We start from the raw sequence: 15086 nt of genomic DNA on the forward strand, positions 1-15086 counted from the left end.
GGGTGTGCGCATGCCGACCGAGCCGACCCGCCCGCTGGACAACCCGGTGGTCGAGGGCGACGGCGTCCGGCTCCGTCCGTTCACCGACGCGGACGTGCCGCGGATCGTCGAGGGGATCGGCGATCCCGGCACCCAGTACTGGCTCGCGTTCCTGCCCCGCGACCCCGGCGTGGCGGAGGCCCGCGCCTACATCGACCAGGTCGCGGAGCGGCTCGCGACCCGGCACACCATCACCTGGGCGGTCTGCGCGCCTCCGGACGAGACGCTGCTCGGCGTGGTCGGCATCTACCGCATCGCCGAGGAGCCCGAGGTCGGGTACTGGACCCATCCGGAGGCCCGCGGGCGCGGGATCACGACGCGTGCGGCGGGCCTGGCGATCCGGCACGCGTTCGAGACGCTCGGGCTGGACCGGCTGGCGGGCTACGCCTCGGCGCCGAACCTCGCCTCGGCGCGGGTGCTCGAGGCCAACGGGATGCGGCGTACGGGCGTCCGGCCCGAGGCCGTGCACACCGGCGACGGCACCCCGGTCGACCTGGTCGGCTACGAGCTGCTGGCCTCGGAGTACGCCGGAGCAGACTCGTCGCGCCCGTGGACCGAGGCCGACCACAGGAGCACGGCCACGCCGACCACCGACAGCGCGCCGCCCACCAGCGCCGGCGCGCGGTAGCCGTAGCCGGCGGCGATCACGACGCCGCCGAGCCAGGCGCCCAGGGCGTTGGCGAGGTTGAGTGACGCATGGTTCATCGCGGCGCCGAGGGTCTGCGCCTCGCCGGAGACCGCCATCAGCCGCAGTTGGAGGTTGATCACCAGCACCGAGCCGATCGCGGTGACCAGGAACACGGCCGGGAGTAGCAGCCAGCCGTGCGGGGCGGCCGCCCAGACGACGAGCATCACCAGGCCGGAGCCGACGCCGGACCAGATCAGGGACCGGAACACCGACCACTCGGCGAGTCGCCCGGCCAGCCAGGTGCCGGCGACCATCCCGACGCCGAAGGCTGCGGTGAAGACCGGCACCGTGGACTCCGCGAGCCCGCCGACCTCGGTGACGGTGGGGGCGATGTAGGAGTACACCGCGAACAGCCCGCCGAAGCCGACGGCGCCCGCCAGCAGCGTGAGCATCGCCTGGCCGTTGCGGAAGAACAGCATCTCGCGGCGCCCGGTCGCGGCCGGGTTGCCGGGGCAGGAGGGCACGAAGAGCAGGATCATCACGATCGTCGCGGCCGAGATCACCGCCGTCGAGAGGTACGCCGCGCGCCAGCCGGCCTGCTGCCCCAGCCAGGTCGCGGCAGGGACGCCGACCACGTTGGCGACCGAGAGCCCGAGCATCACCGAGGCCACCGCGCGACCCCGCCGCGCCGGCGGCGCGAGGCTCGCGGCGACCAGCGAGGCGACCCCGAAGTAGGCGCCGTGCGGCATCCCGTCGAGGAACCGGGCGACGAAGAGCACGCCGTACCCGGTCGCCACCGCACTGAGCAGGTTGAACGCGGCGTAGGCGGCCATCAGGCCGACCAGCAGGCCGCGGCGTGGCAGCCGGGCACCGAGCACCGCGATCAGCGGGGCGCCGACGACCACGCCGAGCGCGTACGCCGAGATCACGTGGCCGGCGCCCGGGATCGAGACGCCGATCCCGTCGGCGATCTGCGGCAGCAGCCCCATCGTGACGAACTCGGTCGTGCCGATCGCGAAGCCGCCGAGCGCCAGCGCCAGCACCGCGAGCGCGAAGTGCGAGGCGCGGCTGCTCGGGGCCAGCCCCGCGGCAGGCGCGGTGGTCGTCATGGGTGGGGCGAGGCCTTCCGGTCGTCGTGGCACTGCCAGTCTGCAACCGGGCGCCCCCCGGCGCCTATTCCACGGGGGGGATGGTCGAGCTGGTGATGGTCGTGGCGGAGCGTGAGAGGCTGGCGCCATGGCGGTGCGGTCGGGCGTGTACCGGGGCGTGCCCGCCGAGGCGCGGGTCGCGGGGCGCCGCGCCCGGCTGATGGAGGCGACGCTCGCGGTCTGGGCCGAGCCGGCCACCAGCACCACGATGACCAGGATCTGCGCCGAGGCCGGGCTCACCGAGCGGTACTTCTACGAGAGCTTCCGCAACCTCGACGAGGCGCTCACCGCGGTGCTCGACGCGATCGCGGTGGAGATCGAGGAGCGCTCCTCGACCGCGTCCGAGGCGGCCGGGGACGACCCCACCCGACGGGTGGTGGCCTCGGTGCGGGCGTTCGTCGAGCTGCTGCTGGACGACCCGCGCAAGGGTCGGGTCGCGATCATCGAGGCCGGCACGATGCCTGCGCTGCGGCATCGGCGTACCGAGCTGCTGCACCACTTCGCGAGCCGTTCCGCCGAGGAGGCCCGCACGCTGTGGGGTGGCTCGCGTCGCAGCGGGCACGACGACGAGATCGCCGGCGCGCTGTTCATCGGCGGCATGGCCGAGCTGATCGGCCGGTGGCTGACCGGCTCCCTGGAGGCGACACCGGACGAGATCGTCGACGCCGCCGCCCGCAGCTTCCTCGGTCTCTACCGCTGACTCAGCCGCGTCAGCTCACCGGATAGGCGATCGTGGACATGAGTGCATTGGCCGCCTGTCGGCTGTCGAGCCTGGTCTGCTGGACGACGACGGGGATGTCGCTGCGGATCACGCAGGAGAAGTCGACGCCGACCGGGATGGGTTCAGGATCGGTGAGGTCGTTCACCCGCTGGTGCAGCGCCCGTCGGGCAGGGACGTCGAGCACGTACGGGCCGGCAGGTTCTCGGTCAACGAAGTAGATGTCGATCGAGACGGTCGCGTCGCTGTCCGACGCGTTCAAGATGCACACGGTGTCATGGCTGGTCATCTCGGGCTCGGGCCCCGTGCTAGCCGGCGGGATCCAACCATCTGCGATGACCCAGGTGGCCGCACCGATAGGCGCACGTCGGGTTGGGCTGTCGATCACTACTGTCCTCCGTCTGGTGTGGTGTGAGTGCTGTTAAGCGGGCCCGCCCGCCTTGCGGCGGCGTTCGCGGGCACGGGCGTCGACGGTGACGGACAGCAGCAGCACGGCTCCGGTCACCAGGAACTTGATCGAGGTGACATAGCCGAGCAGGTCCATCCCGTTCGAGATCGAGCCAATGACGAGCGCCCCCAGGAACGCAGCCCAGACGCTGCCGCGCCCTCCGAACAGGCTGGTCCCGCCGATGACGGCTGCGGCGATCGCGTTCAGGAGCAGGTCGCCCGCACCGGAACTCTGGTTCACCGCGAACAGCCGAGATGCCGCGACGACGCCGCCGAGCGCGGCGGCTCCACCGGCAGCAGCGAAGACGAACACGCGGATGCCGTTGACGTTGATGCCGGCCCGCCGTGCTGCTTCGGCGTTGCCGCCGACGGACATGATGTGCCGGCCGAGACGGGTGCGACGGATCACCGTGTCGAAGACGACGATCAGGCCGAGCAGCAGCACCAAGGCGTAGGGCACGCCCCGGTCGGCGTTGAGCACGGCGACACCGACGCTGCCGACGCCCGCAGCAATCGCCACTCGCAGCAACGCCCACGACGGGTTCGGCACACCCAGCCCCTTGGCGACCCTGCGCCGGCGCTGTTGGACGGACCCAGCGGCCACGACGAGGAGGACGACGACCAGGGCGACCCAGCTCAGCCAGGCAGGCAGGAAGCCTTGTGCGAGACGTGTGATGCCAGGGTCGGTGATGTTGACGGTTCCGGTCCCGCCCAGGACTGCAAGAAGCGCTCCCTGCCAAGCGAGGAGCCCAGCAAGAGTGACGACGAAGGACGGCACCGCGGTGCGGGTGATCCACAAGCCGTTGAACACGCCGATGGCGACGCCGAGGGCGACGGCGGCCAGGATGGCCACCAGGCCCGGAAGGCCGGCGCGCACGTTGAGCACCGCCATCACCCCGGCAGCGAACCCACTGAGGGCACCGACCGACAGGTCGATCTCGCCGATCAGCAGGACGAGAACCACACCGACGGCAATGGTCCCCGTGGCCGCGATCTGGAGCGTGAGGTTCGTCAGGTTGGCCGGACTGATGAAGTTCTCGTTCATCGATCCGAACACGAGCCAGATGATCGCCAGTGCGGCCAAGACCGGGAGGAAGCTCAGGTCGTTCGACCTGCCGCGGCCGGCGGTCACCGTGGACCTCAGGGCACGAAGTCGTCCGGTCGCGCCGGCGGAGATGGCAGTCATGCGTGGTTCCGTTCGTTCTGGTTGAGGACGTCGGCTCCCGTGATGGCGGCGACGATCTCGTCCTGGTTGGTGTCTGCGATCCGGTACTCACCCGCGAGAGTGCCGAGCCGAAGGACAACGGCCCGGTCTGCGACCTTGAATACGTCGCCGAGGTTGTGGCTGATCACCAGGACCGCGATGCCCCGATCCCGCAACCGCCGTATCAGCTCGAGCACCTGCGCGGTCTGGGCGACCCCCAGAGCCGCCGTGGGCTCATCGAGCAACATGACCCGGGGCGTTCCGAGCAGTGCCCGGGCGATGGCGACCGTCTGACGCTGACCGCCGGAGAGCGAGGCGACAGCCGTGCGCACCGAAGCGAGAGTTCGCACCGCCAGCTCGTCCAGCAGCCGTCGGGTGTTGAACTCCATCTCCTCCTCGTCGAGGAGTCGACCCCGGCCGTGTCGCGGCTCCTGACCCAGGTAGAGGTTGGCCACTACGTCCAGGTTCTCGCACAGGGCGAGATCCTGGTACACAGTGGCGATTCCCTGGGCGACGGCGTCGTGGGGGCTCGAGATGGTCGTGGGCTTGCCGTCGATCACGAAGTCGCCCGTGTCGAGCGCGTGCACCCCCGCGAGCGCCTTGACCAATGTCGACTTGCCCGCGCCGTTGTCGCCGACGAGTGCCGTGACCTCACCGGCGCGCAGCTCGAGATCCACGTCAGCGAGGGCTCGCACCGCCCCATAGCTCTTGCTGGCGCCGGTCAGCCGGAGGTAGCTGCCCGTGTCCGGCGCTGGGCGGTCGCTCTCAAGGGCACTGGCCGGCGTCACTTGATCCCTGCCTGGACGCACGCATCCGCGTACTCCGCGGTGCAGATGTCCTCAGCCGTCCAGTACCCGTCGGCGACGACGGTCTTGGCCATGTTGTCCCTGGTGACGGCGACCGGGGTGAACAGCACCGAGGGCACCTGCTCGAACCCGTTGTCGACGTCGGTGAACTCCAGGTCAGCGGGTGCCTCCTCGCCGCGCAGGAGAGCGACCGCGAGCTGGACGGCAGCCATGCTCTGTTGCTTGATGGACCGGTACACGGTCATGCCCTGCGTGCCCACGAGGATCCGCTGGAGTCCGGCGACTTCAGCATCCTGGCCGGTCACGGGCGGAAGGGGGTCGACACCCGCGGCGACCATGGCAGCGATGGCGCCGCCGGCCGTGCCGTCATTGGCCGCATAGACGCCACCGATCGAGTTCGCCCCGAGTGCGGTGATGGCCTGCTCCATCTCACGCTGGGCCTTGTCCGGGCTCCAGTCAGGGGTGTCGTACTCGCGACCGATCATCAGGTCACTCGCGTCGATCTCCTGGTGAGCGCCGCTCTTGAACAACCCTGCGTTGTTGTCGGTGGGCGAGCCGTTGATCATCACGATGGTGGAGCCGGGCTCGGTGTTGTCCACCAGCCACTTCCCCTGGAGGGCGCCGACCGCCTCGTTGTCGAACGACACGTAGTAGTCGATGTCGGCGTCGAGGATCAGGCGGTCATAGGCGATGACCGGCACGTTGCGGCTGTGCGCCTGTGCAGCGATCGCAGCTGCTGACTTGGAGTCCACCGGGTCGAGCACGATGACCTTCGCGCCGTTCACGAGGGCTGCCTCCGCCTGTTGCTGCTGCCGCTGGGCGTCCTGCTCGGCGTTGCTGTACAGGACCTCACAGTCGGGGCACAGCTGCTCCATGTTCTTGAAGAACCACGGCCGGTCCTGGGTCTCGTACTGGGCGGTCTTGGACTCCGGCAGGAGGAAGGCGATCTTCCCCGAGGAGCTCGACTGGTCCTGCGCGCTGGATGCGCCGTCACCTGACCCGCCGCACGCGCTCACGAGGAAGAGCGATGCTGCCGCCAGACACACAGCTGTCATTCGGTTGCGCTTCATGGGTGTTCTCCGTTCGGTTTGGTGGTGCGGTGGTGTGGTCCGAGAGCGATTGGGTTCAGACACTGATCGATGCCTTGGCCAGCACCCCGCCGTCGCAGACGAGGTGAGAGCCGGTGACGTAGCTCGATTCCTGCCCGAGGAGCCAGAGCACGGCTCGGGCCGGTTCCGTCGGGTCAGCGATGCGACCCAGCGGGATCTCGCGCTCGACCTGCTCGCGCATCACGTCACGGTCGGCCTGGGCGACGGCTGCCCACATCAGGGGCGTCTCGGTGGCGCCAGGAACCACGGCGTTCACCCGGATGCCGTGAGCGGCATAGTCGACCGCCAGGGAGCGGGTCAGCGCACTGACCCCACCCTTGGACGCCGCGTAGGCCGAGGCGCCACCTGCCGCGAAGCCGACGAAGGCAGCCGGCGAGGAGCACAGGACCAGCGCTCCTCGGGTGCGCGCCGCGACCATCCTGCGAAGCACATCCCTGGCTGCGAGGAATGCGCCAGTCAGATTGACGTCGACGACATCACGCCAAACGTCCTCGGGCAGTTGGTGCGCGAGGCCACCACGGTCCACACCGGCGGCGGCGACGAGCCCCGTGATCGGCCCTGACGTTCGTTCCGCGGCGTCCAGCACCGTGCTCAGGGCAGTGCCGTCTGTGACGTCGCACGCGTACGCGTGCACATCCCCAGCCGTGGCTGCCTGCACCGTCTGCTGGGCGGCTGCGTGGTCCCTGTCGAGCACCGACACCCGAACCCCGGCAGCGGCGGCGAGGACCGCGGTGGCGCGCCCGATGCCGGAACCGCCCCCCGTGACCGCGATGTGCTGGTCGGCCATCAGATCCCTCCTTGCGTGAAAGCGGCTCTCGCCGCGACGGCGCTTGTGACGACTGCTCGAGCACGATCCAGAAGCGCGACTCGATCGGCATCGGACCTGAGGACGCGTGGGCTCAAGCTGCCCCCGATGCCAACGGCAAGCGCTCCCGCAGCGATCCAGGCGGGGGCATCGACAGCGTCGATGCCCCCGGTCGGAATCAATGCCGTATCGGGGAAGGGGCCATGCAGGGCGGACAAGTAGCCCGGCCCCATCGCCGAGGCGGGGAAGACCTTCACGGCCTCTGCTCCACGGGAGACGGCTCCCATCAACTCGGTCGGCGTCAGCACCCCGGGGATGAAGGGGACGGAGCCGCACCTGTCGAACAAGAGCTGCAGGTCGTCCGGCATCCCGGGCGAGACGAGGAACTGTGCTCCGGAGGCCAGCGCGGCGTCCGCCTGGGCCGCGTTCAAGACCGTGCCGGCGCCGACCAGCACACGTCCGTCCAGCTCGTGCACCAGCCTAGAGATGACCGTGTCGGCGGATGGAGTGGTGAACGTGATCTCCAGGGCGGTCACTCCTGCCTCGACCAGGAGCCGTGCGACCTCGACCGCATCGGATGCTGACCTCGAGCGGAGGACGGCGATGACGGCGGCTTGCCGCAGCTCGTCGAGAACGGGGTTCATCGGCCGTCCTACCGCTCGGTCCGGGGAGCTGTGGCACCGAGCGCTGCCATCGCCTCGGGTTCAGTGGGGAACCCGTCGTGGTCTCCTACGACGGTGACCACGTGTGCCGCACAGAGCTCCGCCAGGCGCAAACACTGCAGAGTGGGCCAGCCGCGGAGATACCCGGAGAGGTAGCCGGCAACGAAGGCGTCCCCGGCCCCCACCGGGTCCACCACCTGCAAAGGGCGGGCGACGATGGTCGTGACGCCGTCCTGGTCCACTGCATAGGCGCCGGATGCGTCGTGCACGACCAGAGCCTTCGCTCGCAAGGTGGCGAACCTGTCCACCGCGTCGCCGACGACGTCGATGCCGAGCAGCTCCTCAGCCTCCATCGCGGAGAAGAACAACAGGTCGGCTGCGGAGACGAACGGCTCGAGGAACCCCATGGGCGGACGACCGCCGCAGAGCTGGTGCCGGATGTTGGCATCGAACGAGACAGTGACGCCTCGGCGGGTCGCACGAGCGAGCAGCTCGTGCAGGAGCTCCTCGACACTGGCGGAGAGAGCCGGCGTGATCCCGGTCAGGTGCAGGATGCGGCCTGACAGCAGGTAGTTGAAGTCGGCCCCCGCGATGTCCATCCTGGTCGCCGCCGAGTGACTGCGGTGGTACGAGACCCGGAGACCACGAAGACCCACGGTCTCCTTCACGTAGACCCCGGTGGCCGCGTCCGGGTCGGTGCGCACGCACTCGTCATGCACGGACTCTGCGCGCAGCACCGCCCGGATCGCCCGGCCGGCTGCGTCGTCACCGACCCGTCCAACCCAGCCGGCCCGGTGGCCCAGCCGCGAGAGCCCGATCGCCACGTTGAGCTCGGCTCCCCCGACAGCGAACGAGGCCGTGCCCCCGGGACGCAACGCGCCGTCGGGGACGGGCGCGAAGACACCGAGTGCCTCTCCGACGGTGACGAGGTCCATAGCCAGTTCAGACATCGAACAACGACGCGCCATCGGTGTAGCGATCCAGGGCATCGCCGTCGAGGCTGACGCCGAGACCCGGAACGTCAGGGATCTCGAGCATGCCGTCCTGGTCGAGCTTGAGATCTGCCTGTCCGAGCTCGTCGATGTACGCAGAGCCCGTCCGGTACTCGACCAGGTCGGTGGCGGGGATCGCCGAGGCGAGCTGGAGGTCGGCCGCAAGACCGACCACGGTGTTCCAGCCGTGTGGGATCAGCTTGACGCCGTACTCCTGCGCGACCCACGCGATCCGCCGCGCCTCACTCAGGCCACCGACCTTGGTGACATCCGGCTGCACGATGTCCCAGGCACGGGCTTGGAGGTAGGGAGTGAAGCTCTGACGACGAGTCAGCGTCTCGCCGCCGGAGATGTGCACGGGAGAGGAGTCGCGCAACTTGACGAAGTCCTCCAGCGCATCCGCGACCAGAGCCTCCTCGAACCAGGCCACCGCGTACTGATCCAGCATGGCGGCAGTACGAAGGGCCCACTTGTAGTCGCCGGCCCAGTGGGCGTCGCTGCCACCGGCATCGACAGCCAGCAGGGCGTCCGCGCCCACCGTCTCCCGCGCGGCCCTGACGATCTGCTCGTCGGTCTGCGCATCAACCCGCCCGAAGGGGCCCCACCCGATCTTGTAGGCCCGGAAGCCGGCTTCGCGCAGCGCCTCCAGCTCGGCGCACATGCGAACGGGCTCGTCCATCAGCACCGACGCGTAGGGCATGACCCGATCGCGGTAGCGACCGCCCAGGAGCCGGCCCACCGGCTGACCGGTGACCTGCCCGAGGATGTCCCACAACGCGGTGTCGATGCCGCTGATGGCGTGGGTGATGGCCCCACCTCGGCCCAGCCAGAAGGTGTTCTGGTGGAGCTTCTCCGTGACCCGCTCGGGTTCGAGCGCGCTCTCGCCCACGAGAAGCGGCGAGATGACGTCGAGCGCCGCCCGTACCAGGTTCTCGCTCGTGAAGACGCTGCCGAGACCGACGACGGCCTCGTCCGTGTGGACCGCGACGAGGGTGTGCACGACATCGTTCGGCGTCAGCTCCTCGGTCCATCCCCCCAGGGGAGTCGCCCCCCGCAGACCGGCCGTTCGAACCTCACGGATCTTCATAACCCTCGCTTCCAAAAGATGTGCCCGGAACCTATCGTCGATTGTTGACAATCGTCAATGGGTATAGTGGAAGAAGTTTCCACCGTCGAAAGCAGGCCCTGTGCGCGCTCCTCTCCCTCGGATCAATGGCGACTCGAGACGCCATCAGGCGGCGCAGATCCTGCGCGAGGCGATCGTGACCGGGCAGCTGAAACCCGGCGACCGGCTACGCGAGCTCGAGCTCTCCGAGCAGCTTCAGGTCAGTCGCGGCCCACTGCGCGAAGCACTTCGACAGCTCGAGCAGGAAGGCTTGCTCATCTCCTACCCCTACCGCGGGACCGAAGTCCTCGGCGTCACGCAGGAGGAGATCGAGGAGATCCTCATCCCGATCCGGATGACGTTGGAGAGGTTCGCGGTCAGGCATGCATTGCCGACCATGGGCGAGGAAGAGCTCGCGGACCTGGAAGGCATCGTGGACGACATGCGTCGCGCTGCGTCCGACGGTGATGGCCGTGCCCTCAGCGACGCCGACATCCAGTTCCACGACCGGATCATCGAGCAGGCCGATCAGCCGCACTGCCGACAGATCTGGGACATGATCCAGCCCCGTGTGTGGGCCTATTTCCGTCGTGATGCCGACACACACGCGTCGTTGGACGAGGTGGTCGCGCAGCATGAGAAGTACCTCGAAGCGCTGCGCACCGGCGACCTCGAGACGGCACTGGCAGCGGTCGACCAGCACCTCACCGACATCCCCGGTTCTTGACGTCGACGACGGGGCAGCCGGTGGTGGCTCCGTTCAGGGGGTGGCCGTGACCTCGGACTGCACGATCGCGACCTCGCCGCTGGCCGGCACGCAGGGCTCGCCGGCGAAGGTGCCGGCGGGGCCGAAGCCTCCGCTCGTCGAGATCTGGTCGCCGTCGTGGGCGACCACGTTGCCGTCGGAGTCGAGCAGGGTGAGCCGGTCACCTTCGCGGGTGGCCTGGTAGCCCGCCGGCCAGACCGCCCACACCTTCCCGGGGTCGGCGCCGTCCTGGCCGGCCTCGAGGTAGACGCAGCGCTGGTCGTCGAGCCGCAGCACGCCCTGGATCAGGGCGTCGCCGCCGCCCGACGCCGGCGCCCAGCCGGAGGTCGGCAGCCGGACCGTGACGCCGCTGCCCGCCCCGTCACCGGACGAGACCAGCGCGACGATGCCGAACCCGATCGCCGCGATCACGAACGGCACCACCGCGGCGATCGCGTAGCCGCGATTGCTCAGCGCCTGCGGGCGGGACCAGCGGTCGTAGGGCTGGTCCCGCTCGTCGGGCGTCGGGTCAGCCAAGGGTGGCCAGCACCTCGTTGAGGGTCGCCGAGGGCCGCATGACGGCGGACGCCTTGGCGTCGTCGGGTCGGTAGTAGCCGCCGATGTCGACCGGCGAGCCCTGCACCGCGAGCAGCTCGTCGACGATCGTCTGCTCCTGGGCGGCGAGCGTCTCGGCCAGCGGCTTGAACGCGGCCGCGAGGTCGGCGTTCTCGGTCTGGTTCGCCAGCTCCTCCGCCCAATACAGCGCCAAGTAGAAGTGCGAGCCGCGGTTGTCGATGCCGCCGAGCTTGCGGGTCGGCGACTTGTCACGGTCGAGGAAGGTGCCGGTCGCGCGGTCCAGGGTGTCGGCGAGGACCTGGGCGCCCGGGTTGTCGGCGTACCCGGCGAGGTGCTCGAAGGACGCGGCGAGCGCGAAGAACTCGCCGAGGCTGTCCCAGCGCAGGTAGTTCTCCTTGACCAGCTGCTGCACGTGCTTGGGCGCCGAGCCGCCGGCGCCGGTCTCGAACAGCCCACCGCCGGCCATCAGCGGGACGACCGAGAGCATCTTGGCCGACGTGCCGAGCTCGAGGATCGGGAACAGGTCGGTGTTGTAGTCGCGCAGCACGTTGCCGGTCACCGAGATGGTGTCCTCGCCGCGGCGGATCCGCTCCAGGGAGTACGCCGTCGCGAGCTCGGGCGTCAGGATCTTGATGTCCAGTCCGTCGGTGTCGTGCTCGGGCAGGTAGGCATTGACCTTTGCGATCAGGGTGGCGTCGTGGGCGCGGGTCTCGTCGAGCCAGAACACCGCCGGCGCACCGCTCGCCCGGGCGCGGGTGACGGCGAGCTTGACCCAGTCGCGGATCGGCGCGTCCTTGGTCTGGCAGGCGCGCCAGATGTCGCCGGCCGCGACGTCGTGCTCGATCAGCACCGCACCCGAGCCGTCGACGACCCGCACCGTGCCGTCGGTCGGGATCTCGAAGGTCTTGTCGTGGCTGCCGTACTCCTCGGCGGCCTGGGCCATCAGGCCGACGTTCGGCACCGAGCCCATCGTCGCCGGGTCGAACGCGCCGTGCTCGCGGCAGTCGTCGATGACCGTCTGGTAGACCCCGGCGTAGGAGGAGTCCGGGATCACGGCGAGGGTGTCGGCCTCCTGGCCGTCGGGGCCCCACATGTGGCCGGACGTGCGGATCATCGCCGGCATCGAGGCGTCCACGATCACGTCGGACGGCACGTGCAGGTTGGTGATGCCGCGGTCGGAGTCGACCATCGCGAGCGCGGGGCCGTCCGCGATCGCCTGCTCGAAGGCCGCCTTGATCTCGGCGCCGTTCGGGAGCCTGTCCAGCCCGCCCAGGATGCCGCCGAGCCCGTCGTTCGGGCTGAGGCCGGCCGCGGCGAGGTCGTCGCCGTACTTCGCGAAGACCGGCTCGAAGAACGCGCGGACCACGTGACCGAAGATGATCGGGTCCGAGATCTTCATCATCGTCGCCTTGAGGTGCACGCTGAACAGCACGCCCTCGCTCTTCGCGCGGGCGATCGCGTTGCGCAGGAAGCCGTGCAGGTGGGCGACCTGGAGGACCGTGGCGTCCACGACCTCACCGGCCAGGACCGGCAGCGAGTCCTTCAGGACGGTCGTGGTGCCGTCCTCGGCCTCGAGCACGATGCGCAGGGTGTCGTCGGCGGCGAGCACCACGGACTTCTCGTTGCTCTTGAAGTCGTGCTCGCCCATGGTGGCGACGTTGGTCTTCGAGTCGTGGCTCCACGCGCCCATCCGGTGCGGGTAGGCCTTCGCGTACTGCTTGACCGACGCGGGCGCGCGGCGGTCGGAGTTGCCCTGGCGCAGCACGGGGTTGACCGCCGAGCCCTTGACCTTGTCGTAGCGCGCGCGGACGTCCTTCTCCTCGTCGCTCTGCGGGCTCTCGGGATAGTCCGGCAGGTCGTAGCCCAGCCCCTGGAGCTCCTTGATCGCGGCCTTGAGCTGCGGGGCGGAGGCGGAGACGTTGGGCAGCTTGATGATGTTCGCCTCGGGCCGCTTGGCGAGCTCGCCGAGCTCGGCCAGCGCGTCGTCGATGCGCTGCTCGCCGGTGAGCCGCTCGGGGAACTGCGCGATGATCCGGCCCGCGAGCGAGATGTCCCGGGTCTCGACCTCCACACCGGCCTTCGCGGCGTACGCCTGGATGATCGGCAGGAACGAGTACGTCGCGAGCAGCGGCGCCTCGTCGGTGTGGGTGTAGATGATCGTGGCCATGCGCGACGACTCCTGAAGCTCGAGAAAGTTCCTTGACGTCAAGATACCTGACAGGTCCGCTGGAGCCACCTTCGCACCGGCTCTCGAGGCGGGTCCAGCCGGGTCCGCTCCTGAGTAGAGTGCTGTCGCCGCGTCCGCGGGGGACGCGCGCGCGAGCCCGCGCGAGCCCGAGCAAGCCCAAGCAAGGGAGCACGACCGTGTCCGAGTCCGTCCAACCCTCCGGCGCCGAGCCGGGGGCCGCAGCCGCTCCGACCCTGAGGCAGCAGCTCGCCGCCGAGGTGATCGGGACGTTCGTGCTGGTGTTCTTCGGCTGCGGCTCGATCGTCTACGCGAGCGAGGCCGACGCGACCATCACCGTCACCACGGTCGGCCTGACCTTCGGCCTGGCGGTGATGGTGATGATCTACGCGTTCGGCCGGATCAGCGGGGGCCACTTCAACCCGGCGGTGTCGGTGGGCGCGGCCGTGGGCGGCCGGATGTCGTGGACCCGCGCCGGCTGGTACGTGCTCGCCCAGCTGGTGGGCGCGGTCCTCGCGGCCCTCATCCTCTTCCTGCTGCTGCACGGCTTCGACGGCTTCGACCCCGAGCGCAACATGGGCCAGAACTTCTTCGGCGACCAGGGCAGCGGCTACGCCTGGTGGGCGGCGTTCGTCCTCGAGGCGCTGCTGAGCGCCGTCTTCGTGGGCGTCATCCTCGCGGTCACCGACGAGCGCAACGAGCACCCGGCCCTCGCCCCGCTCACCATCGGCCTGACCCTCGCCGCCATCCACTTCGTGGCGATCCCGGCGACCGGCACCTCGGTCAACCCGGCCCGCTCGATCGGCCCGGCGCTGTTCGCCGGCCCGGACGCGATCACCCAGCTCTGGCTGTTCATCCTCGCCCCGACGCTCGGAGCCGCCATCGCCGGCTTCGGCTACCCGCTGCTCTTCGGCCGCGTCGGCGAGCCGGTCCCCGGGTCGGGCCTCATGCTCCGGCGGCCGCGCACCGCGGCGCAGGTGCCCGGCTACGCCGCGCCCGACCAGTACCAGCAGCAGTGGAACCAGGAGACCCCGTCGGCGTACGCCGCCCCGATCGTCCAGGACGGCTGGCAGTGGGACCCGGTCGGCCAGCAGTGGCACCCCGTCGGGCAGACGCCCGAGCAGTGGCGCGCCCAGCAGGCCGCCGAGGAGCAGGCCGCCCGGGCCGCGGAGCAGCCGGGGCCCGAGGACGAGCCGGGCGACGGCGGGACCCGGATCAGGCCGCCGGCGCAGTAGGTCCCTGCACCAGCCGCACGGTCCGGTAGCTGCTGGACACCTCACGAGCCTCCACCAGGCCGATGTCCCGGCCGTAGGAGAGCTCACCGGTGGCGCCGGGCTCGAGCGCGCTGTGCCGCTCGACGAGCAGGAGACCGTCGTACGACCCGGCGGCGACCTCGGCGCTCTCGTCGAGCGACGCCACGCGAGCCGTGTCCTCGACGACCCCGGGCCGGTAACCGGTCCGGTAGCCATCGCCCACCCGGGGCCGGGCCAGCATCGCGACGCCGGCCTCGGCGCCGTCCTCGCCCGCCCGCCAGCTGCCGGCGCGGCCGAACCACCACACGTTGCCGCGGTCGTCCTGGGCGAACCAGTCGGTCACCACGCCGGACGGCTCGGTCGTCACCCGGCTGGTCGTCGCGACGCCGGCGACCCGGGGGCCGGGCTCCACGGTCACCCGCATCCGGTGCGCGCCCGTCGCGTCGGTGACGGCGTAGACCCACGAGTCGCCGACCTCGAGCGGGAACCAGGGGTTGTCGACGGTCGCCACGAAGTCGTCGGGGTCCGGGGACGGGGTCGGGATCGTGAGCTCGTCCACGCCGGCCGGCGGGCTCGGCGCCGAGGCGGTGCCGCACCCCGCCAGGAGGGCGAGCGCGGCCGCCAGGAGGAGGGGCCGCACGGTCATGGACCCCAGCATCGCAGG

General features: G+C 70.3%; 15 protein-coding genes and 1 pseudogene. 4 read left to right on the forward strand and 12 right to left on the reverse strand.

The genetic code is table 11. The features are described from left to right. Positions 1 to 10: 10 nt before the first annotated feature. Positions 11 to 466, forward strand: a pseudogene (locus QMC84_RS18240) (GNAT family N-acetyltransferase); the annotation flags it as partial. Positions 467 to 540: 74 nt separating this feature from the next. On the opposite strand, the gene QMC84_RS18245 reads toward QMC84_RS18240, so the two are convergent. After that, entirely contained in the window at positions 541 to 1776 is a 1236-nt protein-coding gene (locus tag QMC84_RS18245) for an MFS transporter (RefSeq protein WP_300377185.1), read from the reverse strand. A 127-nt stretch (positions 1777 to 1903) separates the two neighbouring features. On the opposite strand from QMC84_RS18245, the gene QMC84_RS18250 reads away from it, so the two are divergent. Next, positions 1904 to 2515, forward strand: a complete 612-nt coding sequence (locus QMC84_RS18250; protein ID WP_300377187.1) for a TetR/AcrR family transcriptional regulator — start codon at positions 1904 to 1906, stop codon at positions 2513 to 2515. A gap of 10 nt (positions 2516 to 2525) precedes the next feature. Here the strand turns inward: QMC84_RS18250 and QMC84_RS18255 are convergent, their stop codons facing one another. The 8 genes from QMC84_RS18255 to QMC84_RS18290 form a co-directional block, all read right to left on the reverse strand. Next, positions 2526 to 2921 (reverse strand): sensory rhodopsin transducer, encoded by a 396-nt coding sequence (locus QMC84_RS18255; RefSeq protein ID WP_300377189.1) that lies wholly within the window; start codon positions 2919 to 2921, stop codon positions 2526 to 2528. Positions 2922 to 2954: 33 nt separating this feature from the next. Further along, positions 2955 to 4064 (reverse strand): sugar ABC transporter permease, encoded by a 1110-nt coding sequence (locus tag QMC84_RS18260; protein WP_300377191.1) that lies wholly within the window; start codon positions 4062 to 4064, stop codon positions 2955 to 2957. A gap of 98 nt (positions 4065 to 4162) precedes the next feature. Further along, on the reverse strand, positions 4163 to 4879 hold the full coding sequence (locus QMC84_RS18265; protein WP_366145765.1) for an ATP-binding cassette domain-containing protein: 717 nt from the start codon (positions 4877 to 4879) through the stop codon (positions 4163 to 4165). A gap of 89 nt (positions 4880 to 4968) precedes the next feature. Continuing rightward, positions 4969 to 6060: a sugar ABC transporter substrate-binding protein gene (locus QMC84_RS18270; protein ID WP_300377193.1), complete on the reverse strand. Its 1092-nt coding sequence runs from the start codon at positions 6058 to 6060 to the stop codon at positions 4969 to 4971. Between the two features lie 55 nt (positions 6061 to 6115). Beyond that, complete coding sequence (locus tag QMC84_RS18275; protein WP_300377195.1) at positions 6116 to 6886, reverse strand: SDR family oxidoreductase; 771 nt, start codon at positions 6884 to 6886, stop codon at positions 6116 to 6118. Further along, complete coding sequence (locus tag QMC84_RS18280) at positions 6886 to 7548, reverse strand: bifunctional 4-hydroxy-2-oxoglutarate aldolase/2-dehydro-3-deoxy-phosphogluconate aldolase (protein WP_300377197.1); 663 nt, start codon at positions 7546 to 7548, stop codon at positions 6886 to 6888. Before QMC84_RS18280 ends, QMC84_RS18275 begins: the two co-directional genes overlap by 1 nt. An 8-nt stretch (positions 7549 to 7556) precedes the next feature. Next, a complete protein-coding gene (locus tag QMC84_RS18285) occupies positions 7557 to 8516 on the reverse strand; it encodes a sugar kinase (protein ID WP_300377199.1) in 960 nt (319 codons plus the stop codon). Beyond that, entirely contained in the window at positions 8509 to 9645 is a 1137-nt protein-coding gene (locus QMC84_RS18290) for a mandelate racemase/muconate lactonizing enzyme family protein (RefSeq protein WP_300377201.1), read from the reverse strand. Before QMC84_RS18290 ends, QMC84_RS18285 begins: the two co-directional genes overlap by 8 nt. A 100-nt stretch (positions 9646 to 9745) precedes the next feature. Here QMC84_RS18290 and QMC84_RS18295 point away from each other — a divergent pair, with 100 nt between their 5' ends. Next, positions 9746 to 10390: a GntR family transcriptional regulator gene (locus QMC84_RS18295; RefSeq protein WP_300377203.1), complete on the forward strand. Its 645-nt coding sequence runs from the start codon at positions 9746 to 9748 to the stop codon at positions 10388 to 10390. A 33-nt stretch (positions 10391 to 10423) separates the two neighbouring features. Here QMC84_RS18295 and QMC84_RS18300 read toward each other — a convergent pair whose 3' ends face one another. Beyond that, positions 10424 to 10945, reverse strand: coding sequence for a hypothetical protein (locus QMC84_RS18300; RefSeq protein WP_300377205.1), 522 nt, complete (start codon positions 10943 to 10945; stop codon positions 10424 to 10426). Continuing rightward, positions 10938 to 13151 carry an NADP-dependent isocitrate dehydrogenase gene (locus QMC84_RS18305; protein ID WP_300377207.1) on the reverse strand — a complete coding sequence of 738 codons (2214 nt, stop codon included), beginning with the start codon at positions 13149 to 13151 and terminating at the stop codon, positions 10938 to 10940. Before QMC84_RS18305 ends, QMC84_RS18300 begins: the two co-directional genes overlap by 8 nt. Before the next feature lie 197 nt (positions 13152 to 13348). On the opposite strand from QMC84_RS18305, the gene QMC84_RS18310 reads away from it, so the two are divergent. After that, complete coding sequence (locus QMC84_RS18310; RefSeq protein ID WP_300377209.1) at positions 13349 to 14404, forward strand: MIP family channel protein; 1056 nt, start codon at positions 13349 to 13351, stop codon at positions 14402 to 14404. Here the strand turns inward: QMC84_RS18310 and QMC84_RS18315 are convergent. Then, a complete protein-coding gene (locus tag QMC84_RS18315) occupies positions 14385 to 15068 on the reverse strand; it encodes a hypothetical protein (RefSeq protein WP_300377211.1) in 684 nt (227 codons plus the stop codon). The genes QMC84_RS18310 and QMC84_RS18315 overlap by 20 nt on opposite strands. Positions 15069 to 15086 lie beyond the last annotated feature (18 nt).

The organism is Nocardioides sp. (assembly GCF_030019515.1).
Taxonomy (GTDB): domain Bacteria; phylum Actinomycetota; class Actinomycetes; order Propionibacteriales; family Nocardioidaceae; genus Nocardioides.